The following is a 26,728-nucleotide window of genomic DNA, read 5'->3' on the forward strand; positions in this document are numbered from 1 at the left end:
GGCGTCGGCGGGACGTACGCAATGTCATCCGGCCGTCATCCGGCCGGATAATGGCGCGTCACTCGGGGCGCGGCAGCACTTCGCCGGCGGCGGGCATTGGTTGACCGGCGCGCGCACGGGCGAGCAGGCGGCGGCGCTCGACCGGGCCGTCCACGATCCAGCCGGCGGTTCCATCGGCGCTGAAGCCGAAGAACCGCCCGTAATATTCGGGATCGCCGATCATCATCAGCGGCGGCCAGGCGCCGGCATCCGCCGCGTCGAGCATCGCCTGCATCAGCGCGCGGCCGATGCCGCCGCGCTGCACGGCGGGTTCAACCGCGACCGGGCCGACCATCACCATCGCGGCGTCGCCGATCCTGACCGGCCAGCACTGGATCGTGCCGAGCAGCGCGCCGGCCGTGTCGAGCGCGGCGAAGCTCAGTGCTGGAATCGCGCGCGTTCCCGCGCGCAGGCGATAGGCGGTACGGCCATGGCGGTCGGTTCCGAACGCATCGTCGAGCAAGGCTTCGACCGCGTCTTCGGAGACATGGGCGATTGGGACGATATCGATCGCGTCCGCCGCGTTTGCGTTCGCGGCGTCGATCTTTGCGGGATGCGACACCTGGATCCTTTCATCGGGCCGGGCAGGGGCCGGCGGTCGCGGGCATTTAGCGATTCCGGCACGCAAGAAAAGCGTGAATCGCGCGCCAGCCGTGATACGGAGGCCGAAACAGCCTTGGAACAGGGTCTCAATGGACGATCGTCTTCAGTTGCGCGTGCTCGATCTCGAGGTTCCGGTGCTCACCGGCATCTACTCGGAAGAGACGCATCTTCCCCAGCCGCTGCGGATCTCGGTGCGCGTCGATATCGACTGCCCCGCGCATTTCGCGCCCGAAACGCCGCTCTCCGCGTCGAAAAACTATATGGACCTGAAACATGCGGTGACGTCGGCTCTGCCGGAGGGGCAGCATTTCACACTGGTCGAGGCGATCGCCGATCATATCGTTGAAACGCTGATGGTGCAGGATGCACGGGTGCAGCGAGTCGAGGTCGAGATCGTGAAGATCGCCATCGCCGAGGCGGGCGAGTCGATCGGCATCTCGCTGGTGAGGCACCGGCGATGAGCGCGCGGTGAAGCTCGCGCTCGTCACGGGCGGCTGCCACAGGCTGGGCGCCGCGATCTCCGGCCGGCTCGCGGAGGCGGGCTGGGCATTGGCGCTCCATTCGCGCGAGCATCCGGAGCCGGACCCCGCCCTGCGCGCCCGGCTGACGCAATGGGGTGCGATCTGGGACGGCTTCGCAGCCGATCTTTCGGATACCGGACAAGTTGCCGGGCTGGTCGAACGCGTGACCACGCATTTCGGTCAGCCGCCGACCTTGCTGGTCAACAATGCCTCGATGTTCGGGCTCGATGGGCCTGAGGATATGACGGCGGATACGCTGATCGCGCATTTCACGATCAACAGCGCCGCGCCCGTGCTGCTGGCGCGCGACGTGGCGGCGCGCGCGCAACCCGGCGCGCCGGCGGCGATCGTGAACATCCTGGATCAGCGCATCGTCCATCCGGCGGGGGACCAGGCGAGCTACACGCTCTCCAAACTGGCTCTCGCCGGGGCCACCGACATGCTCGCGCGCACGCTGGCGCCGCAGGCGCGCGTCTGCGCGGTCGCGCCGGGACTGACGCTGCCGACGGAGGATTATCTGCCGGCACAGATGGTAAGGCTGGAGCAGGAGATGCCCCTCTGCATGCTGCCCGACCCCGAGGACGTCGCCGATGCGGTCGTCTATCTGGCGGGGGCGAATGCGGTCACCGGCCAGACGATCTTCGTCGACGGCGGTGCGCATTTGCGCAGCTTCGGCCGCGACTTCCTCTATCTGGGGCGCGACGAGACCTGAATCGCCGGATGTCGGCGCTCGCAAGGGCCCAGGCCATCGCGCACGACGCGATAATCCTCGCGCGCCTGCGCGGCATTGGCCGGGTCGCCCGGATCGATCGCCCGTTCGGGCAGTTGCGGCGGCAGCGCGCAGGCCAGCCTGTACCAGAGCAGCGTGCCGGGCTTTGGCGGGCCGGCGGCTTCGTCGACGATCTCGCCGAGCGCGACCGACCATCGGGCGATCTCGCCGGGTCGGCGCAGGATCGAGAAGGAAACCGGATTACCGGTCTCGGTCTGCACGAAGATCTGGGTTTCCCCTTCGCCCTTGACGGTGCCGGGCACATGAAAGGCGCTGCGGATGCCCGTGATCCTCGGCGGTGCGCCGGCTGCGGTCAGTTCGCCCAATATCGCCCGGAGCTGGGTGTCCACCGGTTGACTCCACGGGATCTGGGCGTGGGGGGCGAGCAATTGCAGGGCGCCGGGCTTGCCCGCCACCTGGCGGGCGAGAAGCAGCACGCGCATCTTCTTGAGCTTGGGGGGCTTCCCGCGCGCGTCGACCGGTACGTCGGCGACATAGGTGACCAGCGCCGGGCTGCCCGCCGGGCCGCGAATCAACGACCGAACCGTCGCCTCGACATAGAAGCGCGCCATGCCGGCCGGCGCGCCCTCCTCGATGCGAATCGCCGACTTGATCTGGGCGTCGATGACAACGGGCGCATTGGCTGAAAGATCGGCTAAATCGGCATAGGTATATGCCGTCGCTGCATAGCCTGACCCGGCGGCCGGGCGCGCGGGAGCCGCCTGGGCGAGGAGATTCGCGGGGGTGAGGGCGAGCGCCGCGAACAGCGGAAACGCCAGTCTTTCAAACGTCATAAACTCTCCGTAACGTGACGCCGGGCTTATGGCAAAAAACGGATTAACGGGGCCTGCAACGCTCCGGCGAACCGAAGCGTTTCGGGCGAAACAAAGCAATTGCGTCAAAATGCACGGAGCGATAGAGACTCGCGTTCTGCCTTAGGACATAAAATCGTGGCGGGACCGGATCGTTGACGTTCTCCTGGCGCCTTGCCTTGGTGCGTCCATCGTCCGAAGCCTCCGCGATCCGAGGAATATGAGGGAGTGTCGTTTCTGAATGGCTTACGCTGATCAATCGATGAGTTCGAGCCGCATGGTGGCGATTATAGTCGTCGTCCTATTGCATGCGGTACTCGGCTACGCCTTCGTCACCGGACTGGCCTATAATGTGGTCAAGAAGGCGGCCGAGGATCTGAACGTCTTCGATGTCGAAGACGAACCCCCACCACCCGAGGAAGAGCCGCCGCCGCCGCCGCCCGAAAAGCAGATCGAGCCGCCGCCGGTCGTGACTCCGCCGCCGATCGTTCAGACGAACGTCGCGCCTCCCCCCCAGATCGTGACGGTCGATCGTCCGCCGCCGCCGTCCCCGCCGACGCCGGTCGCCGCTCCGCCGCCACCGCCGCCGCCGCCTGCCATCAGCAAGGCTGCCGGCGCCAAGGGCGATCCGGCACGCTGGATCACCAATGACGATTATCCGCCTTCGGCGATCCGTGCCGGTGCACAGGGCACGACCTCGATTTCCTGGGATATCAATGCTGAGGGCCGCGTCGAGAACTGCGTGGTGACCGCATCCAGCGGTAACTCCGATCTCGACCGCGCAGCCTGTGCCGCGCTCACCCGTCGCGCCCGCTACACGCCGGCCGTCGACTCGAACGGAGCTCCAACCCGCTCCAAGTCGTCGCGTCGCGTTCGCTGGGTGCTGCCGGACAATTGAGTTCGCTTATCTAACAAGAACATCCTGAACATTTTCAGTTTTTGAAGAGGAATAACCCGAATGTTGATCCAGTTTGCTGCTGCGGCCGGAGCCGCCAACGCCGCCGCCGCACATGGCGGGGAGAACCCCTATGGTCTGTGGGCCGCGCTCGAGCAGGGCGGCGCCATCGCCTGGGCCGTGTTCCTGATCCTGGTCGCGATGTCGATCTTCTCCTTCTACATCATGTTCACCAAGCTGTTCGATCAGCAGAAGATCATCAACCAGTCGAAGCGCGTCCGCGCCAGCTTCTGGGGCAATCCGAGCCTGAAGGAAGGCGCCGCCAAGCTCGAGAAGAACTCGGCCTACAAGCAGATCGTCGATGACGGCCTGACCGCGCAGGAACAGCATGGCAAGCTGACCGATCCGGTCGAAGCGCATGACTGGCTGCACGGCTCGCTCAGCCGCAGCCAGGCTTCGATCAACTCGAAGCTCAACGGCGGCCTGGCCTTCCTCGCCACCGTCGGCGCGACCGCTCCCTTCATCGGTCTGTTCGGTACCGTGGTCGGCATCTACCGCGCGCTCGTGAAGATCGGTGCGTCGGGTCAGGCGTCGATCGACGTCGTCGCCGGTCCGGTCGGTGAAGCGCTCATCATGACCGCGCTCGGTCTGGTCGTCGCCGTTCCCGCGGTGCTCGCGTACAACTGGCTGCAGCGCCGCAACAAGTCGATCGCCGAAGACCTGTCGGCCTTCGCGAACGACGTGCTGGGCTACATGGCTTCGAACGGCGCCGTGAAGCCGACCATCGCCGCTCGTGGCGCCGCCAAGGTCGCCCCGCCGGCCGCGGCTCCGAAGCCCGGCGTCGGCACGACGACGGCTGGTGCGCCCAAGGCCTGAACGGATAGCGGCGGCGCGCCATCGGGCGCGTCGCCGCCGCCATTTGCGGGCGCTCGCCAGGGTGTCCCGAATTCAGCAGGATAGGATCCTAATACAATGGCAATGAGTGTAGGCGACGCGGGCGGCGACGAGACCCCGATGTCCGACATCAACACGACGCCCCTCGTGGACGTCATGCTGGTGCTCCTCATCATCTTCCTGATCGCCGTTCCCGTCGTGATTCAGACGATCGACGTGAAGCTTCCCGAAGTTCGCCACGATCCGACGACCACAAAGCCGGAGAACGTCTCGCTTTCGGTCAAGGCAAGCCCGAGCGGCGAGTGCGAGGTTTACTGGAACCTCACGCGCGTCAATTCGCAGGAACTGCTGGATCGCGCGGTCGCGAAGCTGAAGGCGGAAATCGAAAAGAAGGGTGGTATCGAGAACTTCACCGCGGAAGACATGCCTGAAGCGCATATCCGCGGCGACGTGAATACGCCCTATCGCTGCATCGGTGGTACGATCTTCACGATGCAGATGGCCGGTTTCGCACGCGTCGGTTTCATCTCGCAGCCGCCTGCGGGCAGCTTCGTGGCCCAGCGTCTCTGAGATCAGGAGTAGTTTGACATGGCAATGAGCGGTGGCCGCGACGACGGCGAGCCGATGATGGAAATGAACACGACGCCGTTGATCGACGTCATGCTCGTGCTCCTCATCATGTTCATCATCACCATCCCGATCCAGACCCATGCGGTGAAGATCGACCTTCCGATCGACGATCCGAACGCGCGGCAGAACCCGCCGCCGATCGATCCCGAGAAGAACAAGATCACCATCGATCCGGCTGGTGTAACTTACTGGAACGGCGCGCCGATCGATCGGGTCACGCTGCGTCAGTATCTCGACCGGACCAAGGTGATGGAGCCCGAGCCCGAGCTGCACTTCCAGCCCGACGCCCAGGCCCGTTACGATACGGTCGATCAGGTGTTGGCGATCATCAAGAAGTCCCAGGTGACCAAGATGGGCTTCGTCGGCAACGAGCAGTATCGCGCTTTCTGATCCTCGGATCAGAAGCGGGAATCGGGGGCGGTCCGGTCAGGATCGCCCCTTTTTCTTTGTCTATCGTCCGGCCGTCGGCATGCGGCTCTCGATCAGCCGCCACCCGCCATCGCCTGAGCGCGTGTCGACGAGCGGTATATCGGTCGGCAGGGAGGGGCCGCGCCCCTGCAGAAGCCGGGATTGAAACGGCCTTTCACAACAGGATGCGCACGCGGATATCCAGGACGATGTGTGCAGCCACGCTTCACGATCCGTTCCGGCGCTTCCAGGATAGATGACGGCGCGGCAATCCGGGGGGGGGCAACCGGACCATGGCATTCGTCCAGGCCGGCAGGACAATCTCCCTCGCCATGCGTCACCCGGCCGGATGCGATATCGCAACGGGCGCCTTCCGCGGGATTGCGGTCAGCGTTTCGGCCGCCAGAAGATCACCCGCCACACATAGGCGGCGATGATCAGCACGATGACCGCGCTGGAGACCGGGCCGACGAAATCATCGACCTTGTCGACATTGCGCCCGAGCATCCAGCCGGAGACAGCGAGCAGACTGGTCCATCCCGCCGTGCCGATCGTCGACCAGATCACGAAGGTGGAGAGCCGCATGTGCAGCAGGCCGGCGGGAATCGAGATCAGCGAGCGCAGCGTGGGCAGCATGCGCGCGAAGAAGACGAAGGCGGATCCGTAGCGGCCGAACAATTTTTCGGCCCGCTCCACTTCATGCCAGTCGATGGTGAGCCAGCGGCCGAATCGCTCGATGAAGGGCCGGAAGCGCTCGACACCGATCACGCGCGCGGCGAGATACCAGAAATAATTGCCGAGCATCGCGCCCGCCGTGCCACTGGCGATGACAAGCCCGAGCGACATGTCGCCCTTGGCCGCATGCACACCCGCGATCGGCATGATCACCTCCGACGGGATCGGCGGGAACATCGTTTCCAGGAACATCAGGAACGCGACGCCGAGATAGCCCGACTGGTCGATGAGATTGACGATCCATTCGGACATCAGCGTTTCGCCGCAACCTTCCGCTCGATCGCATCCCAGATCATCGCACCGGTATCGGTGCCGTTGAACCGGTCGATCGCGACGATGCCCGTCGGGCTCGTCACGTTGATCTCGGTCAGCCATTCGCCGCCGATCACGTCGATGCCGACGAACAACAGCCCGCGCCGCTTGAGTTCGGGCCCGAGCACCGCGCAGATTTCCGCTTCGCGCGCGGTGAGTTCGGTCTTCGCCGCCGATCCACCGACGGCCAGATTGGACCGGATCTCGCCTTCACCCGGAATGCGATTGACCGCGCCGGCCACTTCGCCATCGACGAGCACGATCCGCTTGTCGCCCTGGCTGACCGCAGGAATGAACGCCTGGATCATATGCGGTTCGCGATAGGCGGTGTTGAACACTTCGATCAGCGAGGCGAGATTGGCGCCGTCGCTGCCGACCTTGAAGATCGCCTTGCCGCCATTGCCATGCAGCGGCTTGACGACGATTTCCCCGTGCTCGGCCAGGAAGGCGCGCGCTTCGTCGAGCGAGCGCGTCACCAGCGTCGGCGGCATGAATTGCGCATAGTCGAGCACGAAGACCTTTTCGGGCGCGTTGCGCACCGATGCCGGATCGTTGACGATCAGCGTGCGATCGCTGATCCGTTCGAGCAGATGGGTCGCGGTGATATAGCCGAGGTCGAAGGGCGGATCCTGGCGCATCAGCACCACGTCCATCTGTTCGCCCAGATCGATATTCTCGGCGGCGCCGAACGCGAAATGATCGCCGGCGACGCGCTGTACCGTCACCGGATGCGCACGCGCCCAGACCTTTCCGGCCGAATAGCTGAGGTCGGATGCGTCATAATGCCATAGCCGATGGCCGCGTGATTGTGCCGACAGCATGAGCGCGAAGGTCGAATCCCCCGCGATGTTGAGGGTCTCCATCGGGTCCATCTGGACGGCGACATTCAGGGACATGCTTGTGCTCCGCCTGCGGGTTGCGCGGCTTTAGGCCAGAGTGGCGAGGCTGTCACCCATGCCAGGCGTTGACGATGTGACGCGGGCGTCGCCAGGGGGCGAGCAGGATCACATCGATGCGGATATCTTCGCCGCGTGGCGCATAGCGGGCGGCCAGCACATTGGCGGCCGCGGCGACGCGGGCCAGCCTCCGCATGTCGATGGACAGATCCAGCCCCGCGTCGGTGGCCCGGGCCTTCACCTCGACCAACGCGACGATACGGCCGCGTTTGGCGATCAGATCGACTTCGCCCAGCCGTGTTCGAGTGCGCCGGGCCAGAATGCGCCAGCCATGAAAGCGCAACCACCAGGCCGCCAGCGATTCGGCCATCCGGCCACGCCGTTCGGCCGCGCGTCGCGTCATTCGCCGTTCTTCATCGCCATGGCGCGCGCGTAAAGCGCCTTGCGGTCCAGCCCGAACGCCTTGGCGACTTCGCCCGCGGCTTTCGCCGGGGGCAGGCGGATCAAGGCTTCGGCCAGCGCGGCATCCGCATCGTCGGCTGGGGGCGGCGGCGCTTCGCCGGGCGGTGCGACCACGACGACGATCTCGCCCTTGGGCGGATGTTCGGCATAGCGCGCGGCGAGTGTCGAAAGCGTGTCGGTCACGCATTCCTCGAAGCGCTTGCTGATCTCGCGCGCGACACCCGCTTCGCGATCGCCCAATCCTTCAGCCAATGCCGCGAGCGTGGCGGCCAGGCGCGGGCCCGATTCGTAGAAGATCAGGGTGGCGCGCACGTCCGCCACTTCGGCGATGGTGTTGGCGCGGGCCTTTGCCTTGTTGGGAAGGAAACCCAGGAACAGGAAGCGATCGGTCGGGAGTCCGGCCAGCGTGAGCGCGGCGATCGCTGCCGAGGGGCCGGGAATCGTCGTCACAGTTATGCCGGCGGCCCGCGCCTCGCGGACCAGCTTGTAACCCGGATCGGAGATGAGCGGGGTGCCCGCATCACTGACCAATGCGATCGATTCGCTTGCCATGCGTGCGATCAGCCCGTCGCGCACATGCGGCGCGCTGTGATCGTGATAGGGGATCATCGGCCGCCGGACGCCAAGATGATTGAGCAATTTGGCGGTTACCCGGCTGTCTTCGCACGCGATCGCGTCCGCCGACGACAGGATGGCGCCCGCGCGCGGCGATAGATCGGACAGATTGCCGATCGGGGTGGCAACGATGTAGAGACCGGGATCAAGTTTTGCGTTCATCGGAGGATGTCATGGCAGAGGCAGGGGTTGCGCCGCAACCGGCAGGTAGGATGCGGTTGCGCCTGGGGGTGCTTGTGGCGGCTTTGCTCGTCGCCGGCTGTCAGACGATCGTTCCGCGCGGCGACAAGCCGCCGACGCAGGGGCCGGATCGTCCGCCCCAGGTCGATACACCGATCACGCCGGGCCTGCCCGACGATCAGGAACGGCATCGTATCGCCCTGCTGGTGCCGATGACCGGCGCCAATGCGGCGGTCGGGCAGTCGATCGCCAACGCCGCCAATCTTGCGGTGCTCGATACGGGCGGCCAGCGTATCCGCATCACGACCTACGACACCGCGCTTGGCGCCGCGGCGGCCGCGCAAAAGGCGGTCGCGGAGGGCAACCGGGTCATTCTCGGGCCGCTGCTCAGCGAGGATGTCGCGGCGGTCGCGCCGATCTCCCGGCGCGCGAATGTCCCGCTGCTCAGCTTCTCCAATGATTCGACGGTGGCGGGCAACGGCGTCTATCTGCTCGGCTACAGCCCTGCACAGGCGATCGAACGCGTCGTCGGCCATGCCCGGTCGCGCGGCGTGACCAGCTTTGCCGGCTTGATGCCCAACGGCGTCTATGGCCAACGCGCCTCCACCGCCTTCATCCGCGCGGTCGAAGGCGCGGGCGGGCGCGTGGTGGGCATGCAGAATTACGACCGATCACAGCGTTCGATCGCCGCGGCGGTCACCCGGCTCGGCCAGACCAGCTCCTATGATGCGCTGCTGATCGCCGACAGCGGCGGCGTGGCGCTCCAGGCGGCGCCGCTCGTTCGCAAGGGCAGCGGCCCTGCGGCGCGCTTCCTGGGTACCGAATTGTGGAACACCGAACCGTCGCTGGCGACCAACCCGGCGTTGCGCGGCGCCTGGTTCGCCAGTGTTTCGAACGGGCTCTACAACCAACTCGCCGCCAAATATCGCGCCCGTTACGGCAAGGCGCCTTACCGGCTGTCCAGCCTGGGCTATGACGCGGTGCTGCTGGTGACGCGTGTCGCGCGCGACTGGAAACCGGGCACCGCCTTCCCGGCGCGGGCGCTGGCCGATCAGGGCGGTTTCTCCGGCATCGACGGCGCCTTCCGCTTCGGTCGTGACGGCATCGCCGAACGCTCGCTTGAGGTGCAGCAGATCGACGCGGGCAAGTTCACCACGGTAAGCGCCGCGCCGGCCCGTTTCGCGGAGTAAGCGAGCCTCGACGAAGGAAGAACGGCTGGAGGCGATCCGGTTCGGCTTGAACCGGATCGTCTCTATACAGCGACGATTTCCGCGAGCACGCGATCGAGCAGGGGCATGCCGGCATTGGTGACGGTGAGCCGGCTGCCGTCGAGCGAGAGCAAGCCCTGTTTCGACAATTGCGCGACAGCCTTGCCGTCGAGCAGCGTTTCCTGTGCGACAGTGCTTTGCGCCGCAATGCGGGCGAGATCGACGCCTTCGGCGAGCCGCAGTCCCATCAGCAGGGCTTCGGCGGCTTGTTCGTCCGCCGCGAGTGGAGTTTCGCTCTCGATGCCATGGCCGTTGCGGTCGATCGCCGCCGTCCAGTTTTCGGGCTTCTTGCGGCGGATGGTGGCCAGCCCGCCGCGACGGCCATGTGCGCCGGGGCCGATGCCCGCATAATCGCCATAGCGCCAATAGGTCAGGTTGTGGCGGCTCTCCGCGCCGGGACGGGCATGGTTCGAAATTTCGTAGGCGGGCAGCCCGGCCGCGGCTGTCCTCTCGCGGGTCTGTTCGAACAGGTCGGCGCCGAGGTCGGGATCGACGGGATCGAGCCGGCCCTGCGCCGCCAGCGTCGCGAAGCGGGTGCCGGGTTCGATGGTGAGCTGGTAGAGCGAGAGATGTTCGGTGCCGAAGCCGAGCGCGCGACCGAGTTCGGCGTCCCAGTCCTCGGGCGACTGGCCCGGCCGAGCGTAGATCAGGTCGAAACTGACACGGGCAAAGGCCGTCTGTGCCGTGTCGAGCGCGCCCAGCCCTTCGGCGACGCCGTGCGCGCGACCGAGAAACACCAGCGCTTCGTCGTCGAGCGCCTGAAGACCCAGCGAGACGCGATTGACGCCGGCGCGTGCGAGATCGCCGAAGCGTGCCGCTTCCACGGACGAAGGATTGGCCTCCAGCGTGATCTCGACATCATCCGCGATCGCCCAGTGGCCGGCCGCCGCATCGATCAGCGCGGCGACGGTGTCGGGGGGCATCAGCGACGGCGTGCCGCCGCCGAAGAAGATCGAGCCAAGTGCGCGACCCGGCGTCAGCGCGGCTTCATGCGCGAGGTCGGCGAGCAGCCCCGCGCGCCAGGCCGCTTGGTCCACCGTATCGCGGACATGGCTGTTGAAGTCGCAATAGGGGCATTTGGAGACGCAGAAGGGCCAGTGGACGTAAAGGGCGAGCGGCCCGTTCGATTCCGCGCGAGATCGGGCTTCGGTCAGAACACCGCCGCCACAAGCTTGGCGAAGGCGTCGGCGCGATGGCTCATCGCGTGCTTCGCCTCGGGCTCCATCTCGCCGAAGGTCTGCTCATGGCCGATCGGCTGGAACACCGGATCATAGCCGAAACCCTGCGTGCCGCGCGGCGGCCAGACCATCACGCCGTCCACGCGCCCTTCGAAGCTTTCGATATGGCCGTCGGGCCAGGCGAGCGCGAGCGCGCAGACGAAATGCGCATCGCGCCCGGCATCTTCGCCGGCCTGTTCCAGCTTCTGTTCGACCAGCCGCATCGCATCGCCGAAGTCGCGCTTGGGGCCTGCCCAGCGGGCGGAGAATATGCCGGGTTCGCCACCCAGCGCCTCGACGCACAGGCCGCTATCGTCGGCGAGTGCCGGAAGACCCGAGAGATCGGCCGCCTGGCGCGCCTTCAGTTCGGCATTGGCGATGAAGGTCGTCCCCGTTTCCTCGGGTTCGGGCAGGTCGAGCGCCGCGGCCGAAACCGGTTCCACGCCATGGCCCGCGAGCAAGGCCGCGATTTCGCGGACCTTGCCTTCGTTATGGCTGGCCACGACGAGCTTGCCGGGGCCGAGCTTGCGGATGGCCTGCGGCGCGATCGTCACGCCGCGCGCCCGGTCGCCGCCGCCTGCGCGGCGAAGATATCGCGGCAGCCGATGCGGGCGAGGCGCAGGAGGCGCAGCAGCGCTTCCTCGTCATAGGTCTCGCCTTCGGCGGTCGCCTGCGCCTCGGCGATGTTGCCGTCCTCGGTCAGTACGAAATTGGCGTCGGCGCCGGCGTTCGAATCCTCGATATAATCGAGATCGAGAACGGGCACGCCCTGATGGATGCCGCAGGAGATGGCCGCGACCTTCTGCTTGATCGGATCGACCTCGATGAGCTTGCGCTCCATCAGCGAATCGACGGCGAGCCGCAGCGCGACCCAGGCGCCGGAAATCGAGGCGGTACGCGTCCCGCCATCGGCCTGGATCACGTCGCAATCGAGCGTGATCTGGCGCTCACCCAGCGCCTTCAGATCGACCACCGCGCGCAGCGAACGACCGATGAGCCGCTGGATCTCCTGCGTGCGGCCCGATTGCTTGCCCTTGGCCGCTTCGCGATTGCCGCGGGTGTGCGTGGCGCGCGGCAGCATGCCGTATTCGGCCGTCACCCAGCCTTCACCCTTGCCGCGCAGCCAGGGCGGCAGCCGCTCTTCGATGGACGCGGTCACCAGCACCTTCGTGTCGCCGAAGCCGATCAGGCACGATCCCTCCGCATGGCGGGTGAAGCGGGGCTCGATGGTGATGGGACGCATCTGATCGGGTGCGCGGCCTGATGGGCGCATGCTGGTCTCCTGGACTATGACGGTTCGGCGCAGGCTTTAGACCGGCTGGATCGCTCAATCCAGTCATTCCGCTTTTTCATGGCACGGCAAGCGGATAGACTGGCGGTGTGGGGAGGGGAAGCGATGGCGATATTCAAGTTCGCGATCACCGCGCTCGCGACGGTGGCGGTAGCGCTCGGGCTGCTCTGGATGGGGCAGGGGCTGGGCCTGCTGCATTGACCGGCGGACAGTTTCATGATCGGTATGCGCGAATGGACGGTGCGCGGCGCGATGATGGCGGCCGCCGGATTGCTGCTGATCGTCCTGGCCCGGAAATAGACGCGGATTGAGCATCGGGCCGGCCGCGCCTACATCGGGGATATGACGACACCGCCCGTTTCAGAACTGACCGACCGCGCGCGCGATATTTTTCGCGTCGTCGTCGAGAGCTATCTGGAAAGCGGCGCGCCGGTCGGTTCGCGGACGATCTCGAAATTGTCGGCGCTCAGCCTGTCTCCAGCCTCGATCCGCAATGTCATGCAGGATCTGGAGGAACTGGGCCTGCTCGCGGCGCCGCACACTTCGGCGGGGCGCATGCCCACCGAAACCGGCCTGCGCCTGTTCGTCGACGGCATGATGCAGGCGGCGGAACCGTCGGCCGAGGAGCGCGCCGCGATCGAATCGCGCGTCGAGCGGGGCGGCCCGATCGAGGAAGCGCTGGCGGCCGCGACGGCCACTCTGTCCGGCTTGTCGGCCTGTGCCGGGCTGGTGCTGGTGCCCAAGCGCGAGCCGGTGCTTCGGCAGGTCGGCTTTGTCTCGCTTTCGGAAACCCAGGCCCTGGCGGTGCTCGTCGGCGCCGATGGTTCGGTCGAGAATCGCGTGGTCGATCTGCCGCCGGGCATGGGCCATGTCGCGCTCGTCGAGGCGGCGAACTATATGAACGCCCGCCTGTCGGGACTGACCTTGTCCGACGCCCGCATGCGCATCGCGCGCGAGATCGGGCAGGGCCGTGCCGCACTCGATTCGGCGTCGCAGGAGCTGGTTTCGCGGGGGCTGGCGGTCTGGTCCGAGGATCCGGCGCGGCGCCCGGTGCTGATCGTGCGCGGACAGGCCAATCTGATCGACGCGGCCGCGTCGGCCGACCTGGAACGCGTCCGCCAGTTGCTCGACGAGCTTGAAAGCGCAGAGGAAATCGCCCGGCTGCTCGACAGCGCGCGCGAGGGCACCGCGACGCGGATCTTCATCGGATCCGAAAACAAGCTCTTTTCGTTATCGGGTTCGTCGGTCATAGCCGCTCCCTATCGCGGGCAGGACGGACGCGTGGTGGGTGTGGTCGGCGTGATCGGCCCGACGCGCTTGAACTATGCCCGCGTGGTTCCCATGGTGGATTTCACTGCACAGACATTATCGAGATTGATCGGATGAACGAAGAACAGAAGCTTGACGACACGCTGCGCACCGAAACCGCGGAGGCCGCGCCCGAAGTGAAGGAGCATGACGCGGCGATGGGCCTGGAAGGCGACCTCGTGAAGCTGGAGCGCGATCTGGCGGAAGCGAAGCAGGCGGTGCTTTACGCGCAGGCGGAGACGCAGAATGTCCGCCGCCGTCTGGAAAAGGACGCGCAGGATGCCCGTGCTTATGCGGCGACGGGCTTTGCCCGCGATATTCTGTCGGTGGCCGACAATCTGCAGCGCGCGCTCGATGCCATCCCCGCCGAACTGCGCGAGGATGACAAGATGAAAGGGCTGGTGACCGGCCTGGAAGCCACGGGCCGCGAGCTGACCAGCGTTTTCGAACGCAACGGCATCACCCGCATCACCGCGCTGGGTGAAGTGCTCGATCCCAATCGCCACCAGGCGATGGTCGAGATTCCGAGCGCGGACGCCGCGCCCGGCACGATCGTGCAGGAAATGCAGGCGGGTTACATGATCAAGGATCGCCTGCTGCGCCCCGCGCTGGTGGGCGTGGCGAAAGCGGGCTGACGGCCGGCCGAATGGTCATGCCGCGTTTCGGCGCGGCATGGCCGCCCAGCCCGACAGCGACAGGCCGATCAATGCCGGGAGTGTGACCCCGGCAAAGTCGCGCGGAAGTGCATCGGTTGAACAGATTCCGACGGCGACTTCCCAGAAATGGAACAGGGCATGGCCCGTCAGGAAGAGGGTCGCGGCGCTCCATAACAGCAGACGGTTGCGCGGCATCGCGGCGCCCAGAGCGAAACCGATCCCCGTCATCGCGTAGATCAATCCGATATCGCGGATGAAATGCTGGTTGAACGGGCCGGTCTGGATCACGCCGGGCACGCGTCCGTACCAGGCGAGCGGAGCCGTCAGCATCGCGATGCCGTTGAGCAACATCGCAGCCCCCAGCAGCAGCGCCAGCCCGGTCATCGCCAGTGTTGCCGGTTTCTTGGAATCGATCGTCATGCCGTGTCTCCTTCATGCCCGAGACGATCGGGGACGAGGAAATGTGACATTGCGGGATCAGAGATCCTCGTGAACCATGTCGACTTCGCGAACGCGGCGCTTTTGCCGGGCGGTGTCGACGAGCAGGCGCAGCGATTCGCGCCGGGCCTGGGCATTCTCGATATCGGGCATGATGAGTGGCGCGTCGCGCGTCGTCTCGTCGCTCGACAGCACGGTGATCGTGCCGATGCCTGCCCATTGGTTGATCAGCGTGAAGTCGATCCTGATATCCTTGACCCGGTAGAGTTCGATCTCGTCGATCGACTTCACGAATATGCCCTTGCGCAGGATCAGCCGATCCTCGGTCACCTCATAGGTGGTGGCGAGGTTCTGGATCCATTTGATCAGGATGATGACGAAACCGACCGCGACGATGCAGAGCGCGAGCGTCAACCAGCCGAGCAGGGTGCCGCGCAGCCAGCCCCAGGTGGAGGAGCGGAACGAGTCGAGCGGTTGAGCCATCGGGTATCTCCCTGTTCTTGGGCGGAGTGTGTATCGTCGAGGCGATGAGCACAAGCGCTCCCGAAACCTGCGCCTTGTGCGAACGCCCGCTGGGGCGGCGGATCGAATGGCATCACTGGGTGCCCAAGAGCCGCGGCGGGCGTGAAGTCGCCGCGCTTCATCCGATCTGTCATCGCGCGATCCACGCATCGTTCGGCAATACCGATCTTGCGCGAAGCTATGCGTCGGTGGATGCGCTTCGCGCCGAAGGCGGGATCGCGAAATTCCTGAAATGGATCGCGAACAAGCCGCCCGATTTTCATGCGCCGACGTTTCGACGGAAGCGGTGATCCGGTTTATTATCGGTTGTAAGGCAGCAGCGCTTCATAGACGTCGAGTGGCGGCTTCTCCGCGAGCACGGCGCCCTGGCGCATCAGGAAGGCGTGGCGGACGATTTCCGCCTGTTGCTCGATCCCGTAGCGGTGAAAGGGTTTTCCCGCTTCGATCTCGTAATCATAGCGGCAAAAGGGATGGCGCATCAGCGGCAGATACCAGCGCCCGCCATGCGCGGCCTGCGCGACATGCGTCATCTCGTGGATGAACAGGCCCTGTGCCGAAAGATCAGCGCAGGCGAAATCCTCGCAATAGCGGCCGCCCTGCGGGTGGAACCATAAATGGCCGTCGGGCGCCATGGTGACGCGCTGCGGCTGGAACGGCCACCATTTGCGATTATTGACGGTGACCCGCGAGTAATCGATCGCCTTGCCGAAGACCGATGCGGCAAGCGCGCGCTCGCCCTCAGTCAGGGGGCGGCGGGTCAATGCTTGTCGTGCGGCGAGGGCGTGCCGGCGGACTGGGCGAGAGCCTCGATATAGATCTGCTCGCCGCTCGCGAAGGTGAAGTCGAGCCGGATCTTGTCACCCGTCTTGTAATTGGGGCGCAGTTCGAAAAGCATCACATGCTTGCCGCCCGGCGCGAATTCGACCGTGCCCTTTGCGGGAATCGGCACGGATTTGAGCGGCTGCATCTTCATCACGCCGCCTTCGTTCGACATGTCGTGCATTTCGCTGCGAATCGCGACAGGAGAGCTGACACCGATCAGCGTATCGGCCTGCGGGCCGCCATGAACCGTGAAATAGGCAGCGGCCGGATTACCATCCACCGCGGCGAGATTGACCCATCCCTTGTCGATATAGAGATACTCGTCCTTCGCGCAGCTCGACAGGGCGAGGGCCGAAAACAGCGCGGCGGCGACGACGGGCAGGCGCATCGATTTGGCTCCTGAATGGGACATAGCGATCAACTACTCCCCGCTTATGCTTGCGACAAGAAAAAGCCCACCTATATCGCGCGGGTTACTTCGGTTCGGATGCTTTCGAGGTCCGGGCCGTCCACATGATTATGCGGGGTATGAGGGAAGAATATGGCGAAGGTTATCGGGATCGATCTCGGCACAACGAACAGCTGCGTTGCCGTTATGGAAGGTGGCAAGCCGAAGGTCATCGAAAATGCGGAGGGCGCGCGCACCACGCCCTCGATCGTGGCGTTCGCGAAGGATGGCGAGCGACTGATCGGTCAGCCGGCCAAGCGCCAGGCTGTCACCAATCCTGACAATACCGTTTTCGCGGTGAAGCGCCTGATCGGCCGCCGCTTCGACGATCCGGTGACGCGCAAGGACACCGAACTGGTTCCCTACACCATCGTGAAGGGTCCCAATGGCGACGCTTGGGTGAAGGCCGGCGGCGAGGATTATTCGCCCAGCCAGATCTCCGCCTTCACGCTGCAGAAGATGAAGGAAACCGCCGAGAGCTATCTGGGCGAGACCGTGACCCAGGCGGTGATCACCGTTCCGGCCTATTTCAACGATGCCCAGCGCCAGGCGACCAAGGATGCCGGCAGGATCGCGGGCCTCGAAGTTCTGCGCATCATCAACGAGCCGACCGCGGCCGCGCTTGCCTATGGTCTCGAGAAGCAGGACGGCAAGACCATCGCGGTCTACGATCTTGGCGGCGGCACCTTCGACATCTCGATCCTCGAGATCGGCGACGGCGTCTTCGAGGTGAAGGCGACCAACGGCGATACCTTCCTGGGCGGCGAGGATTTCGACGCCAAGCTGGTCGCCTTCCTCGCCGAGGATTTCAAAAAGGCCGAGGGGATCGACCTCACCAAGGACAAGCTCGCGCTCCAGCGCCTCAAGGAAGCTTCGGAAAAGGCGAAGATCGAGCTGAGTTCGGCTGCGAGCACCGAAGTGAACCTGCCCTTCATCACCGCCGACCAGAATGGCCCCAAGCATCTGGTCAAGGCGATCACGCGCGCCGATCTCGAGCGTCTGGTCGATGATCTGATCAAGCGTACCCTCGAGCCCTGCAAGAAGGCGCTCGCCGATGCCGGCGTGAAGGCCGACGAGATCGCCGAAGTCGTGCTCGTTGGCGGCATGACGCGCATGCCCAAGGTCCGCGAAGTCGTGAAGGGCTTTTTCGGCAAGGAACCGCACACGGGCGTCAACCCCGACGAAGTCGTCGCGATGGGCGCGGCGATCCAGGCCGGCGTGCTCCAGGGCGACGTCAAGGACGTGCTGCTGCTCGACGTGACTCCGCTGTCGCTGGGCATCGAGACGCTGGGCGGCGTGTTCACGCGCATGATCGACCGCAACACGACGATCCCGACCAAGAAGTCGCAGGTCTATTCGACCGCCGACGACAATCAGCAGGCGGTCACGATCCGCGTGTTCCAGGGCGAGCGCGAAATGGCGGCGGACAACAAGATGCTTGGCCAGTTCGATCTGGTCGGCATTCCGCCGGCGCCGCGCGGCGTGCCGCAGATCGAGGTCATTTTCGACATCGACGCCAACGGCATCGTCAACGTCACGGCGAAGGACAAGGGCACCGGCAAGGAGCAGCAGATCAGGATCCAGGCGTCGGGCGGTCTCAGCGATTCGGACATCGATCAGATGGTCCGCGACGCCGAGCAGTTCGCCGAGGAAGACAAGAAGCGCCGTGAGGCGGCCGAGGCGAAGAACAACGCCGAAAGCCTGATCCATACGACCGAGCGCCAGCTCGAGGAGCATGGCGACAAGGTCGATGCGGCGCTCAAGTCCGAGATCGAGACGGCCATCGCCGAAGCCAAGTCGGCGGTCGAAGGCGGCGACAGTGCCGCGATGACCGAAAAGGCCCAGGCGCTTGCGCAGGTCGCGATGAAGCTCGGCCAGGCGATCTACGAGAAGGAGCAGGCTTCGGCCGCGTCTCCCGCCGCCGACGGCGATGCGCCCAAGGCGGACGACGACGTCGTCGATGCCGAATTTTCGGAAGTGGACGACAACAAGGCATAAGCCGATGAAGGCGAACTTCGTGAACACCCTCCCCCGCATGCGGGGGAGGGGCATCGCGCCGGGGGCGGCATGAGCGGTCAAGTCGATTATTATGAACTGCTCGAAGTCGAGCGGACGGCGGACGACGCCAGGATCAAGTCGTCCTATCGCCGGCTGGCGATGCAATATCATCCGGACAAGAATGGCGGATGCAAGGATGCCGAGGGCAAGTTCAAGGCGATCAGCGAAGCCTATGACTGCCTGAAGGATCCGCAGAAGCGCGCCGCCTATGATCGGTTCGGCCATGCCGCCTTCCAGAATGGCGGCGGCGGCGGGGCCGGTCCGGGCGCCGGCTTCGAAGGTTTCAGCGATATCTTCGAGACGATCTTCGGCGCCGGCTTCGGCGGCGGTAACCAGCGCCAGCAGGCGCGTCGCGGCGCGGATCTGCGCTACGATCTGGAGATCAGCCTGGAGGAAGCCTATCACGGCAAGCGCACCAGCGTGGCGCTCGACGTGTCGGCTCAGTGCGAACCGTGCAGCGGATCGGGCGCCAAGCCGGGCACCAGTATCCATACCTGCAGCCAGTGCGGCGGGCGCGGACAGGTTCGCGCGCAGCAGGGCTTCTTCGTGGTCGAACGGACCTGCCCGGCCTGTCATGGCGCGGGGCAGGTGATCGCCGAACCCTGTGCGTCATGCCGTGGCGAAGGCCGGGTCGATCGCCAGAAGACGCTGGAGGTCAATATTCCGGCGGGCGTCGACGAAGGCACGCGGATCCGCCTGTCGGGTGAGGGCGAGGCGGGCGCGCGCGGCGCGCCTGCTGGCGATCTCTACATCTTCATCCATGTGAAGCGTCACCCGGTGTTCCAGCGCGAAGGCACCACCCTGTTCGCGCGCGCGCCGATCAGCTTCACGACCGCCGCGCTCGGCGGCTCGATCACCGTGCCCGGCCTCGACAAGGTGGATCACGAGATCCGCATTCCCGCCGGCATCCAGTCCGGCAAGCAGTTGCGCCAACGCGGCGCGGGCATGCCGGTGCTGCAGGGCAGGGGCAATGGCGACATGGTCGTGCAGATCGACGTGGAAACGCCGACGCGCCTCTCCGCGCGCCAGAAGGAGTTGCTGGAAGAGTTCCGCGAGACCGAGACCGGCGAGGAATGCCCGCAATCGACGGGCTTCTTCTCGAAGCTCAAGACGATGTGGGACGAGCTGTAGCTCGCTCCTGACATCACAGAATAGGCGTCATTCCGGCGAAAGCCGGAATCTTCTTGGACTTTTGCGCAAGAGATTCCGGCTTTCGCCGGAATGACGTCTTTTACAATGCCGCGATCACCGCGTCGCCCATGGCAGCGGTGTCCATCGCGCCGCCCAGGTCGGGTGTGCGGGCACCGCTTGCCAGCGCGCCCGCGACGGCGGCTTCGATCCGGTCGGCGGCTTCGGCCATGTCCAGCGAATAGCGCAGCATCATCGCGGCGGAAAGGATCGTCGCCAGCGGATTGGCCTTGCCCTGGCCGGCAATGTCCGGTGCGCTGCCGTGGATGGGTTCGTACAGGCCCTTGCTCGACGTATCGAGCGCGGCCGAGGGCAGCATGCCGATCGAGCCCGCGCACATGCTCGCCAGATCGGAGAGGATGTCGCCGAACAGATTGCCGGTGACGATCACATCGAACTGCGCGGGATCGCGCACGATCTGCATCGCGGCATTGTCGACATACATGTGGCTGAGCGCGACGTCGGGATAGTCCGCCGCGACCTCGATCACCACGTCGCGCCAGAGCTGCGAGGTTTCGAGGACATTGGCCTTGTCGACCGAGCATAGCTTGCCGCGTCGCGCGCGGGCCGTCTGGAAGCCGCTATGCGCGATGCGGCGGACTTCGCCTTCGTCGTACGACATCACGTCATAGCCCTCGCGCAGTCCCTCCGGGGTGGTGCGCATCGCCTTCTCGCCGAAATAGACGTCGCCGTTGAGTTCGCGGACGATCACCATGTCGATGCCGCGCGCCACGTCGGGGCGGAGCGTGGAGGCATCCGCCAGATCGGCGAACAGCTTCACCGGCCGCAGATTGGCGAACAGGCCCAGTTCCTTGCGCAGGCCCAGGATCGCCTGTTCGGGGCGCAGATGGCGTTCCAGCGCATCGCATTCGGGATCGCCGACCGCGCCGAACAGGATCGCATCGGCGCGCCGCGCCAGATCGAGCGTCGACGCCGGCAGCGGATGGCCGGCCGCCTTGTACGCCGCACCGCCCACGGGTGCCGTTTCGAAGGTCAGTCCACATCCCGCCGCATCGAGCACGCGCACCGCCTGCGCGATCACTTCAGGGCCAATTCCATCTCCGGGCAACAAGGCGATCAGCATCGGCACGATCTTTCAAAAAGGCCGTTCGGATCGAACCTGCTGAGGCCCTGTTCCCGGCGATCCGATATCGGCGGGGCGGCGCCCTGCGGCAGGTTCGGGATGAACGGAGCAGGTGGGTCGCGCCGCCAATGCCCGGATGGCCCGGGTTACGCAACCGTCCTTTTGAGCCGTTCGGTCAGGCGATCGCGCGCCGCCATGACGTCGACCCTGCGTTCTGCGAAGATATGGGCGTCGAGCTGCCGGCCGGTATCGGCGAGCGCGGCGAGGATCGCAGGCCATTGCGCATCGTCGTCGAGGCGGGCGGTCGCTGATGGCCCCAGCCCCAGCCGGGCGAGCACCAGCGCTTCGAACAGCACCAGCGCGCGCGCCCAGCCGCGCGCGGAGGGGGCGGCCTCGATCGCATCGAGAACGCCCTCCAGCGCCTGGAACATCGGCGCGTCGCCAAGTCCTTCCGGCAAGGCGCTCGCGCTCAGCGCGGTCGCCCAGTCGAGCGCGGCGGCGGCGAGCGGTTCGCTCATCAGCGGTGCGCGACTATGGACGAGTTCGACGGTCAATCCGGCGAGTTGATCCTCGGTCCGCGCGCGGAACTCGGCGACGACGACGTTCGACGGCATCAGCACCGGCCGCATCGTCCGCGATCGCCCGCCGCGGACATAGCCGGCGAGCAGCCCGTCATCGGGGGTCAGCGCCCGCACGATCGCGCCATGTTCGCCATGCGCCCGCACCGCACAGATGATCGCGCGGGCACGGACGTGCATGCTCAGCGCCCGCCGTGGAAGAAGTCGTAGATGCCCTGCGCCATCGCCCTGGAGACGCCGGGCGCCTTTTGCAGGTCCTCGAGCGCCGCGTTGCGCACCGCGCGCGCCGTGCCGAAATGCAGCAGCAGCGCGCGCTTGCGCGCGGGGCCGATCCCGGGAACATCGTCGAGAGAGCTCACGCCGATCGCCTTGGCGCGTTTCTGCCGATGCGCGCCGATCGCGAAGCGATGCGCCTCGTCACGCAGCCGCTGGAGATGGAACATCACCGGCGCGTTCACGGGCAGGGTGAATTCACGGCCGTCAGGAAAATGGAAGGTTTCACGGCCGGCATTGCGGTCCGGCCCCTTGGAGACGCCGATGAAGGGCACGTCCTCGATCCCGAGTTCGTCGAGGATCGCCTTGACCGCGCTGACCTGTCCCTTGCCGCCGTCGATCAGCACCAGATCGGGCCATTCCTTGCCCTCGCGATCGGGATCCTCGCGCTGGGCGCGACCGAACCGGCGCTCCATCACTTCACGCATCATCGCGAAATCATCGCCGGGCACGGTCTCGGGGCGCTTGATGTTGAACTTGCGATAGGCGCCCTTGCGGAAGCCCTCCGGCCCCGCGACGACCATCGCACCGACTGCGTTGGTGCCCTGGATATGGCTGTTGTCGTAGATCTCGATGCGGTCCGGCGGTCCGTCGAGCTCGAACAGTTCGGCCATTTCGCGGAAGACCTTGGCCTGGGTGGTGCTTTCGGCGAGATGGCGATCGAGCGCTTCCTCCGCGTTGCGCTTCGCCTGCTTGATCAGCCGCACGCGGTCGCCGCGCTGCGGCACCGCGATCGTCACCTTGCCTCCCGCCGCTTCGCCCAGCGCCTCGGCGAGCAATTCGCTCTCGCTGAGCGTGCGATCGAGCAGGATGGTGCGCGGCGGCGGCACATCCTCGTAGAACTGCACCAGGAAGCTGGTCAGCACCTCATCCTCGGGTACGTCGTTGGTGTGGGCGGGGAAGAAGCTGCGATGGCCCCAATTCTGTCCGCCGCGAATGAAGAAGGCCTGGATGCACATCGTGCCGCCCTTGCAGGCGAGCGCGAAGATATCGGCATCGCCGACACCGTCCGCATTCACGGCCTGGCTGCCCTGGATGAAGGTCAGTGCCTTCAGCCGGTCGCGATAGACCGCGGCCATCTCGAAATCCATGTTGCCGCTGGCGGTCTGCATCGCGTCGGCCAGCTTGGCTTGGACCTTGGTCGACTTGCCGGACAGGAAATCGCGCGCATCCGCGACCAGCTCGGCATAATCCTCCTCGCTGATGCGCCCCACGCAGGGCGCCGAGCAGCGCTTGATCTGGTAGAGCAGGCAGGGGCGGTCGCGATTGGAGAAGAAGCTGTCGGTGCAGCTGCGCAGCAGGAACAGCTTCTGCAGCGCATTGAGCGTGCGGCCGACCTCGCCGGCGCTGGCGAACGGGCCGAAATAGTCGCCCTTGATCTTGCGCGCGCCGCGATGCTTCTGGATGCGCGGAAAGCCGTGATCGGCGCGCAACAGGATGAAGGGGAAGCTTTTGTCGTCGCGCAGCAGCACATTATAGGCGGGGCGATACCGCTTGATGAGTTGCGCTTCGAGCAGCAGCGCTTCCGCTTCGTTGTTGGTCGTGACGATCGTCATCGACCGCGTCTGCGCCACCATCCGCTTCAGCCGGATCGAGAGCCGCGCCGCCTGGGTATAGTTGGTTACCCGGTTCTTGAGCGAACGCGCCTTGCCGACATACAGGACGTCGCCGCGCGCATCGAGCATGCGATAGACACCCGGACGCGACGGCAGCGTCTTCAGCACGTTGCGGATCGCCGCGACGCCGGCCTCCAGATCGGGCTTCTCCGCCCCGCGCACGGCGTAGGTGGCGGTTTCCTCGTTGAAGCGGTCGGGAGAAGAGGGGGCGGACATGGAGGGGATTTAGAGCATCGTGCGGAAAAGTGGGAACCGGTTTTCCGCAAAAACGATGCGACAGCAAACAGCTTTGGTTGGCCCGCTTATGCCAGCGCTCCAGCTTTTACCGGCGCGACATCACAGGATTGAAGCGGGCACTGCTCGCCTGAAATGCAAAAGCCCCCGCCGCTTGCGCGGCAGGGGCCCTGCGATTCGATCTCTGTCGCTCAGTTGAGGCGCGTGCCCAGCCCCGAAATGGTCTGGTCGACAAGCGCCTTGTCCTGCGCGGCGCCATGGCCTTGTGCGATCAGCGTCGCGGCGGCCGTGGCGGCGGCGTTGACGGTCTTTTCGCGGATCTCGGCGATCGCGGCACGCTCGGTGGCGGCGATCTTGTCCTCGGCCATGCGGGCGCGCCGGACGGTGAGGTCCTTGGCGGCCGTGCGAGCGTCGGCCAGGATCTGTTGCGCCTCCGCCTCGGCATGTTCGCGCATCGCGACAGCTTCGGATTCGGCGGCCTTCACCTTGGCGGCATATTCGGCGCGGAGCGCTTCGGCTTCGGCGCGGAGCGCCTTGGCTTCGTCAAGCTGTTCGCGGATCGCCGCGATCTTCTTGTCGAGCGCGCCGCCGAGCAGGGCGGGCACCTTCTTCACCAGCAGGATGACGATGAACACCGCCATCGCCAGTGCCACCCAGGCCGTGGGATTGAGCCCCAGGGCGGAGGGGACGGCGTGTTCCGCGCCGCCGCCGTGCGCCTCGGTGCCTGCGTGCAGGCCCTCGGCGGTATCGGCATGCGCCAGGTTGGCGGCCACTTCGGCCGAGCCGTTGGTTTCGGTATCAGCCATTGGCGAGCGCAGCCTTTACTGCCTTGGCGGCATCCGCCGCGTTGACCTTGGCGCCCGAAAGCTTGGCGACCATGTCCTGCGCGGCTTCGGCCGCGACGGACTCGATTTCACCGAGCGCCTGAGCGGTTGCCGCGGCGATGCGGGCTTCGGCGGCCGACAGGGCCTCTGCCGATTCGGCATCCGCCTTGGCGAGGGTCTTGTCGGACTCCGCGGTCGCATCGGCCTTGGCGGCCTGAGTCAGCTTCAGCGCCTCGGCGCGGCTGGCTTCCGCCTTCGCCCGATAGGCTTCGTCCTGCGCGTCCGCTTCCTGGCGGGCGCGTTCGGCGGCCGCGAGATCGTCCGCGATCTGCCGATCCCTGCGGTCCACGGTCCCCTGGATCTTCGGCACCATGCCGAGGCCGATCACGAAGAAGACGAAGCCGAAGGTCAGCAGCAGCCAGAAGATCTGCGATGAATAGGTCGCGGCGAGCTGAGCTATCTGGGGCATTGCACCTGTATCCTGTCCTGCCGCCCGGCCGGGGCCGGGCGGAGGGATTGAGTCGTCGTGATCAGGCGACGAAGATCAGGATCATCGCAACGACGAACGCCAGCAGGCCGAGAAGTTCGGCAGCGGCGAAGCCGATGAACAGGCGACCCTGCTGGCCGTCCGCGGCGGCGGGATTGCGGAGCGCGCTCTCGAGGAACGAGCCGAACACGTTGCCCACGCCGATCGCGGCCATGCCCGCACCGATGGCTGCCAGGCCGGCACCGACGAGCTTTGCTGCTTCTGCGTCCATTTCTAAACTCCCTTCGTAAATTCAAATGACAGTGGGTTGAAAACTCAGTGAAGATTCTCTGCGTCGTTGAGGTACAGCGACGTCAGCAGAGCGAAGACATAGGCCTGGATGCCGGCGACCAGCACTTCCAGGGCGCAGATCGCGATCATCAGGATGAAGCTGGGGCCGCCGATCAGCACGCCATAGGCGGCACCGGCATTGGCGCTGTCGATCACGAAGCTGGAAAGCACCTCGAGCAGCACGTGGCCGGCCATCATCGCGACGAAGAGTCGCAGGCCAAGGCTGAACGGGCGGACGAGGAACGAGATCAGCTCGATCACCGGGATCAGCCACATCAGCCAGATCGGCGTGCCGTGCGGCACGAACAGCGAGAAGAAGTGGAGGCCGTGCCGCCAGAAGCCGACGATGAGCACGATCGAGAAGCTCATGATCGCGAGCACGCCGGTGACGGTGAAGTGGCTGGTGAAGGTGAAGGGGTGGATGCCGAACAGGCCGAGGGGAAGCAATCCCAGCAGGTTGGCGAACAGAATGAACATGAAGATCGAGAAGATGTAGGGCACATATTTGCGCCCTGCGGGGCCGATATTGGCCGCCAGCATCGAATCGATGAAACCGGTCATGCTCTCGACCGCCATCTGCCAGCGGCCGGGAACGAGCTGGCGCTTCATTCCGCCCAGCATGAACACCCACAGCACGACGGCGGTGATCGCCATCCAGAGCGCTGAATTGGTGAATGCGATATTATAGCCGGCGATGGACAGATGATCGGTGCCGAACAACGGCTCGATCGTAAACTGATGCATCGGATCGACTTTACCTGGCTCGGCCACGAAAAACCCCAAAATCCTGCGACCAAAGCGCCCGAAATGTCACTTCGGGCGCTGGTTCGAAATCCTGACGATGTTTCTGAAGGAGACGATGATCCCGAAGAACATCATCACCAGCAGGCCCCAGGGCGACGTACCGGCAAAACGGTCTATGACCCAGCCGATCAGCGCGCCGCCAGCAATGCCCCCGATCAGTTCCGCCAGCACCCGGTTGCCGAGACGATAGCTTTCGTCCTGGCCCTTTTGTGCAACGCCGGTTCTGACCGCTTCGTCGTGCTGCGCGCGCTTCAGCCGCTCATCGAGGGACTGGAGTCGCGCATTCTCGCCGATTGGGTCTTGCCCGGATTCGCGTTCCGCCATGCGCGTTCCTCCTTGAGCCGAGGCTTTCCGGACGATCGACAAAGCATGAAAGACGAGCGAACCCGCCAAGGCGCGGCCCGTTTAGGGAGGGGGTGGGGCGAAGTCAACCGTAGTGGAGGGGAAGGCGGAATCCGCCGCGAATCCCATGAAATTCCGGCATTATCCGTAATCGGGGCCTAATCGGCGA

Annotated in this window: 33 protein-coding genes; 12 read left to right on the forward strand and 21 right to left on the reverse strand. The window is 65.6% G+C overall.

The window, feature by feature from the left end:
- Positions 1 to 58: 58 nt before the first annotated feature.
- The gene (locus K7G82_RS10225; RefSeq protein WP_425517257.1) at positions 59 to 601 is read right to left on the reverse strand and encodes a GNAT family N-acetyltransferase; all 543 of its coding nucleotides are present in this window, start codon (positions 599 to 601) and stop codon (positions 59 to 61) included.
- A 130-nt stretch (positions 602 to 731) separates the two neighbouring features.
- Here K7G82_RS10225 and K7G82_RS10230 point away from each other — a divergent pair, with 130 nt between their 5' ends.
- Entirely contained in the window at positions 732 to 1,103 is a 372-nt protein-coding gene (locus K7G82_RS10230; protein WP_222989737.1) for a dihydroneopterin aldolase, read from the forward strand.
- 7 nt (positions 1,104 to 1,110) lie between these two features.
- Positions 1,111 to 1,875, forward strand: coding sequence for an SDR family oxidoreductase (locus tag K7G82_RS10235; RefSeq protein ID WP_222989738.1), 765 nt, complete (start codon positions 1,111 to 1,113; stop codon positions 1,873 to 1,875).
- On the opposite strand, the gene K7G82_RS10240 is transcribed toward K7G82_RS10235, so the two are convergent.
- Positions 1,851 to 2,726, reverse strand: a complete 876-nt coding sequence (locus K7G82_RS10240; RefSeq protein ID WP_246623400.1) for a hypothetical protein — start codon at positions 2,724 to 2,726, stop codon at positions 1,851 to 1,853. The genes K7G82_RS10235 and K7G82_RS10240 overlap by 25 nt on opposite strands.
- A 259-nt stretch (positions 2,727 to 2,985) precedes the next feature.
- Here K7G82_RS10240 and K7G82_RS10245 point away from each other — a divergent pair, with 259 nt between their 5' ends.
- The 4 genes from K7G82_RS10245 (at position 2,986) to K7G82_RS10260 (ending at position 5,553) form a co-directional block, all read left to right on the forward strand.
- Positions 2,986 to 3,642, forward strand: coding sequence for an energy transducer TonB (locus K7G82_RS10245; RefSeq protein ID WP_222989739.1), 657 nt, complete (start codon positions 2,986 to 2,988; stop codon positions 3,640 to 3,642).
- 60 nt (positions 3,643 to 3,702) lie between these two features.
- Positions 3,703 to 4,515 carry a MotA/TolQ/ExbB proton channel family protein gene (locus K7G82_RS10250; RefSeq protein WP_222989740.1) on the forward strand — a complete coding sequence of 271 codons (813 nt, stop codon included), beginning with the start codon at positions 3,703 to 3,705 and terminating at the stop codon, positions 4,513 to 4,515.
- Positions 4,516 to 4,611: 96 nt separating this feature from the next.
- A complete protein-coding gene (locus tag K7G82_RS10255; RefSeq protein ID WP_222989741.1) occupies positions 4,612 to 5,103 on the forward strand; it encodes an ExbD/TolR family protein in 492 nt (163 codons plus the stop codon).
- Between the two features lie 18 nt (positions 5,104 to 5,121).
- Positions 5,122 to 5,553, forward strand: coding sequence for an ExbD/TolR family protein (locus tag K7G82_RS10260; protein WP_222989742.1), 432 nt, complete (start codon positions 5,122 to 5,124; stop codon positions 5,551 to 5,553).
- A 405-nt stretch (positions 5,554 to 5,958) separates the two neighbouring features.
- Here K7G82_RS10260 and K7G82_RS10265 read toward each other — a convergent pair whose 3' ends face one another.
- Genes K7G82_RS10265 through rsmI form a run of 4 tightly spaced genes read right to left on the reverse strand, consistent with a single transcriptional unit; the run spans position 5,959 to position 8,753 of the window.
- Positions 5,959 to 6,558 (reverse strand): DedA family protein, encoded by a 600-nt coding sequence (locus K7G82_RS10265; RefSeq protein WP_222989743.1) that lies wholly within the window; start codon positions 6,556 to 6,558, stop codon positions 5,959 to 5,961.
- A complete protein-coding gene (gshB, locus tag K7G82_RS10270) occupies positions 6,558 to 7,514 on the reverse strand; it encodes a glutathione synthase (RefSeq protein ID WP_222989744.1) in 957 nt (318 codons plus the stop codon). Before gshB ends, K7G82_RS10265 begins: the two co-directional genes overlap by 1 nt.
- Positions 7,515 to 7,566: 52 nt before the next feature.
- On the reverse strand, positions 7,567 to 7,917 hold the full coding sequence (locus K7G82_RS10275; RefSeq protein WP_222989745.1) for a YraN family protein: 351 nt from the start codon (positions 7,915 to 7,917) through the stop codon (positions 7,567 to 7,569).
- Positions 7,914 to 8,753 carry a 16S rRNA (cytidine(1402)-2'-O)-methyltransferase gene (gene rsmI / locus K7G82_RS10280; RefSeq protein ID WP_222989746.1) on the reverse strand — a complete coding sequence of 280 codons (840 nt, stop codon included), beginning with the start codon at positions 8,751 to 8,753 and terminating at the stop codon, positions 7,914 to 7,916. The genes K7G82_RS10275 and rsmI overlap by 4 nt, the downstream gene beginning before the upstream one ends.
- An 11-nt stretch (positions 8,754 to 8,764) precedes the next feature.
- Between rsmI and K7G82_RS10285 the strand changes: the two genes are divergently transcribed.
- The gene (locus K7G82_RS10285) at positions 8,765 to 9,961 is read left to right on the forward strand and encodes a penicillin-binding protein activator (protein ID WP_222989747.1); all 1,197 of its coding nucleotides are present in this window, start codon (positions 8,765 to 8,767) and stop codon (positions 9,959 to 9,961) included.
- 62 nt (positions 9,962 to 10,023) lie between these two features.
- On the opposite strand, the gene hemW is transcribed toward K7G82_RS10285, so the two are convergent.
- Genes hemW through rph form a run of 3 tightly spaced genes read right to left on the reverse strand, consistent with a single transcriptional unit; the run spans position 10,024 to position 12,529 of the window.
- On the reverse strand, positions 10,024 to 11,193 hold the full coding sequence (gene hemW, locus K7G82_RS10290) for a radical SAM family heme chaperone HemW (RefSeq protein ID WP_222990253.1): 1,170 nt from the start codon (positions 11,191 to 11,193) through the stop codon (positions 10,024 to 10,026).
- Positions 11,190 to 11,810 carry an RdgB/HAM1 family non-canonical purine NTP pyrophosphatase gene (rdgB, locus tag K7G82_RS10295; protein ID WP_222989748.1) on the reverse strand — a complete coding sequence of 207 codons (621 nt, stop codon included), beginning with the start codon at positions 11,808 to 11,810 and terminating at the stop codon, positions 11,190 to 11,192. Before rdgB ends, hemW begins: the two co-directional genes overlap by 4 nt.
- Positions 11,807 to 12,529 (reverse strand): ribonuclease PH, encoded by a 723-nt coding sequence (rph, locus tag K7G82_RS10300; RefSeq protein ID WP_222989749.1) that lies wholly within the window; start codon positions 12,527 to 12,529, stop codon positions 11,807 to 11,809. Before rph ends, rdgB begins: the two co-directional genes overlap by 4 nt.
- Positions 12,530 to 12,889: 360 nt before the next feature.
- Here rph and hrcA point away from each other — a divergent pair, with 360 nt between their 5' ends.
- Positions 12,890 to 13,933 carry a heat-inducible transcriptional repressor HrcA gene (hrcA, locus tag K7G82_RS10310; RefSeq protein ID WP_222989750.1) on the forward strand — a complete coding sequence of 348 codons (1,044 nt, stop codon included), beginning with the start codon at positions 12,890 to 12,892 and terminating at the stop codon, positions 13,931 to 13,933.
- A complete protein-coding gene (grpE, locus tag K7G82_RS10315) occupies positions 13,930 to 14,490 on the forward strand; it encodes a nucleotide exchange factor GrpE (protein ID WP_222989751.1) in 561 nt (186 codons plus the stop codon). Before hrcA ends, grpE begins: the two co-directional genes overlap by 4 nt.
- A gap of 15 nt (positions 14,491 to 14,505) precedes the next feature.
- On the opposite strand, the gene K7G82_RS10320 is transcribed toward grpE, so the two are convergent.
- Together K7G82_RS10320 and K7G82_RS10325 are read right to left on the reverse strand one after the other, a co-directional pair.
- Positions 14,506 to 14,931, reverse strand: a complete 426-nt coding sequence (locus K7G82_RS10320) for a hypothetical protein (RefSeq protein WP_222989752.1) — start codon at positions 14,929 to 14,931, stop codon at positions 14,506 to 14,508.
- Positions 14,932 to 14,988: 57 nt separating this feature from the next.
- Positions 14,989 to 15,432 carry a PH domain-containing protein gene (locus tag K7G82_RS10325; RefSeq protein ID WP_222989753.1) on the reverse strand — a complete coding sequence of 148 codons (444 nt, stop codon included), beginning with the start codon at positions 15,430 to 15,432 and terminating at the stop codon, positions 14,989 to 14,991.
- Positions 15,433 to 15,476: 44 nt separating this feature from the next.
- Between K7G82_RS10325 and K7G82_RS10330 the strand changes: the two genes are divergently transcribed.
- Positions 15,477 to 15,761: an HNH endonuclease gene (locus tag K7G82_RS10330; protein WP_222989754.1), complete on the forward strand. Its 285-nt coding sequence runs from the start codon at positions 15,477 to 15,479 to the stop codon at positions 15,759 to 15,761.
- 9 nt (positions 15,762 to 15,770) lie between these two features.
- Here K7G82_RS10330 and K7G82_RS10335 read toward each other — a convergent pair whose 3' ends face one another.
- Together K7G82_RS10335 and K7G82_RS10340 are read right to left on the reverse strand one after the other, a co-directional pair.
- On the reverse strand, positions 15,771 to 16,232 hold the full coding sequence (locus tag K7G82_RS10335; RefSeq protein ID WP_222989755.1) for a vgr related protein: 462 nt from the start codon (positions 16,230 to 16,232) through the stop codon (positions 15,771 to 15,773).
- A complete protein-coding gene (locus K7G82_RS10340; RefSeq protein WP_222989756.1) occupies positions 16,229 to 16,681 on the reverse strand; it encodes a copper chaperone PCu(A)C in 453 nt (150 codons plus the stop codon). The genes K7G82_RS10335 and K7G82_RS10340 overlap by 4 nt, the downstream gene beginning before the upstream one ends.
- Positions 16,682 to 16,834: 153 nt before the next feature.
- Between K7G82_RS10340 and dnaK the strand changes: the two genes are divergently transcribed.
- The gene (gene dnaK, locus K7G82_RS10345; protein WP_222989757.1) at positions 16,835 to 18,739 is read left to right on the forward strand and encodes a molecular chaperone DnaK; all 1,905 of its coding nucleotides are present in this window, start codon (positions 16,835 to 16,837) and stop codon (positions 18,737 to 18,739) included.
- Positions 18,740 to 18,808: 69 nt separating this feature from the next.
- A complete protein-coding gene (gene dnaJ / locus K7G82_RS10350; protein WP_222989758.1) occupies positions 18,809 to 19,930 on the forward strand; it encodes a molecular chaperone DnaJ in 1,122 nt (373 codons plus the stop codon).
- Between the two features lie 100 nt (positions 19,931 to 20,030).
- Here the strand turns inward: dnaJ and leuB are convergent, their stop codons facing one another.
- From leuB to K7G82_RS10390, 8 genes are all read right to left on the reverse strand, one after another.
- Complete coding sequence (gene leuB / locus K7G82_RS10355; protein ID WP_222989759.1) at positions 20,031 to 21,071, reverse strand: 3-isopropylmalate dehydrogenase; 1,041 nt, start codon at positions 21,069 to 21,071, stop codon at positions 20,031 to 20,033.
- A 146-nt stretch (positions 21,072 to 21,217) separates the two neighbouring features.
- On the reverse strand, positions 21,218 to 21,829 hold the full coding sequence (gene recO, locus K7G82_RS10360) for a DNA repair protein RecO (protein WP_222989760.1): 612 nt from the start codon (positions 21,827 to 21,829) through the stop codon (positions 21,218 to 21,220).
- 2 nt (positions 21,830 to 21,831) lie between these two features.
- The gene (gene uvrC, locus K7G82_RS10365; RefSeq protein ID WP_222989761.1) at positions 21,832 to 23,754 is read right to left on the reverse strand and encodes an excinuclease ABC subunit UvrC; all 1,923 of its coding nucleotides are present in this window, start codon (positions 23,752 to 23,754) and stop codon (positions 21,832 to 21,834) included.
- A gap of 209 nt (positions 23,755 to 23,963) precedes the next feature.
- Complete coding sequence (locus K7G82_RS10370; protein ID WP_222989762.1) at positions 23,964 to 24,578, reverse strand: F0F1 ATP synthase subunit B family protein; 615 nt, start codon at positions 24,576 to 24,578, stop codon at positions 23,964 to 23,966.
- A complete protein-coding gene (locus K7G82_RS10375) occupies positions 24,571 to 25,065 on the reverse strand; it encodes a F0F1 ATP synthase subunit B family protein (protein ID WP_222989763.1) in 495 nt (164 codons plus the stop codon). The genes K7G82_RS10370 and K7G82_RS10375 overlap by 8 nt, the downstream gene beginning before the upstream one ends.
- 61 nt (positions 25,066 to 25,126) lie before the next feature.
- Entirely contained in the window at positions 25,127 to 25,354 is a 228-nt protein-coding gene (locus K7G82_RS10380) for a F0F1 ATP synthase subunit C (protein WP_023839593.1), read from the reverse strand.
- A 44-nt stretch (positions 25,355 to 25,398) separates the two neighbouring features.
- On the reverse strand, positions 25,399 to 26,184 hold the full coding sequence (locus tag K7G82_RS10385) for a F0F1 ATP synthase subunit A (RefSeq protein WP_222989764.1): 786 nt from the start codon (positions 26,182 to 26,184) through the stop codon (positions 25,399 to 25,401).
- 39 nt (positions 26,185 to 26,223) lie between these two features.
- A complete protein-coding gene (locus K7G82_RS10390; protein ID WP_222989765.1) occupies positions 26,224 to 26,541 on the reverse strand; it encodes an AtpZ/AtpI family protein in 318 nt (105 codons plus the stop codon).
- Between the last annotated feature and the right edge of the window lie 187 nt (positions 26,542 to 26,728).

Source organism: Sphingomonas colocasiae (assembly GCF_019880585.1).
GTDB lineage: Bacteria > Pseudomonadota > Alphaproteobacteria > Sphingomonadales > Sphingomonadaceae > Sphingobium_A > Sphingobium_A colocasiae.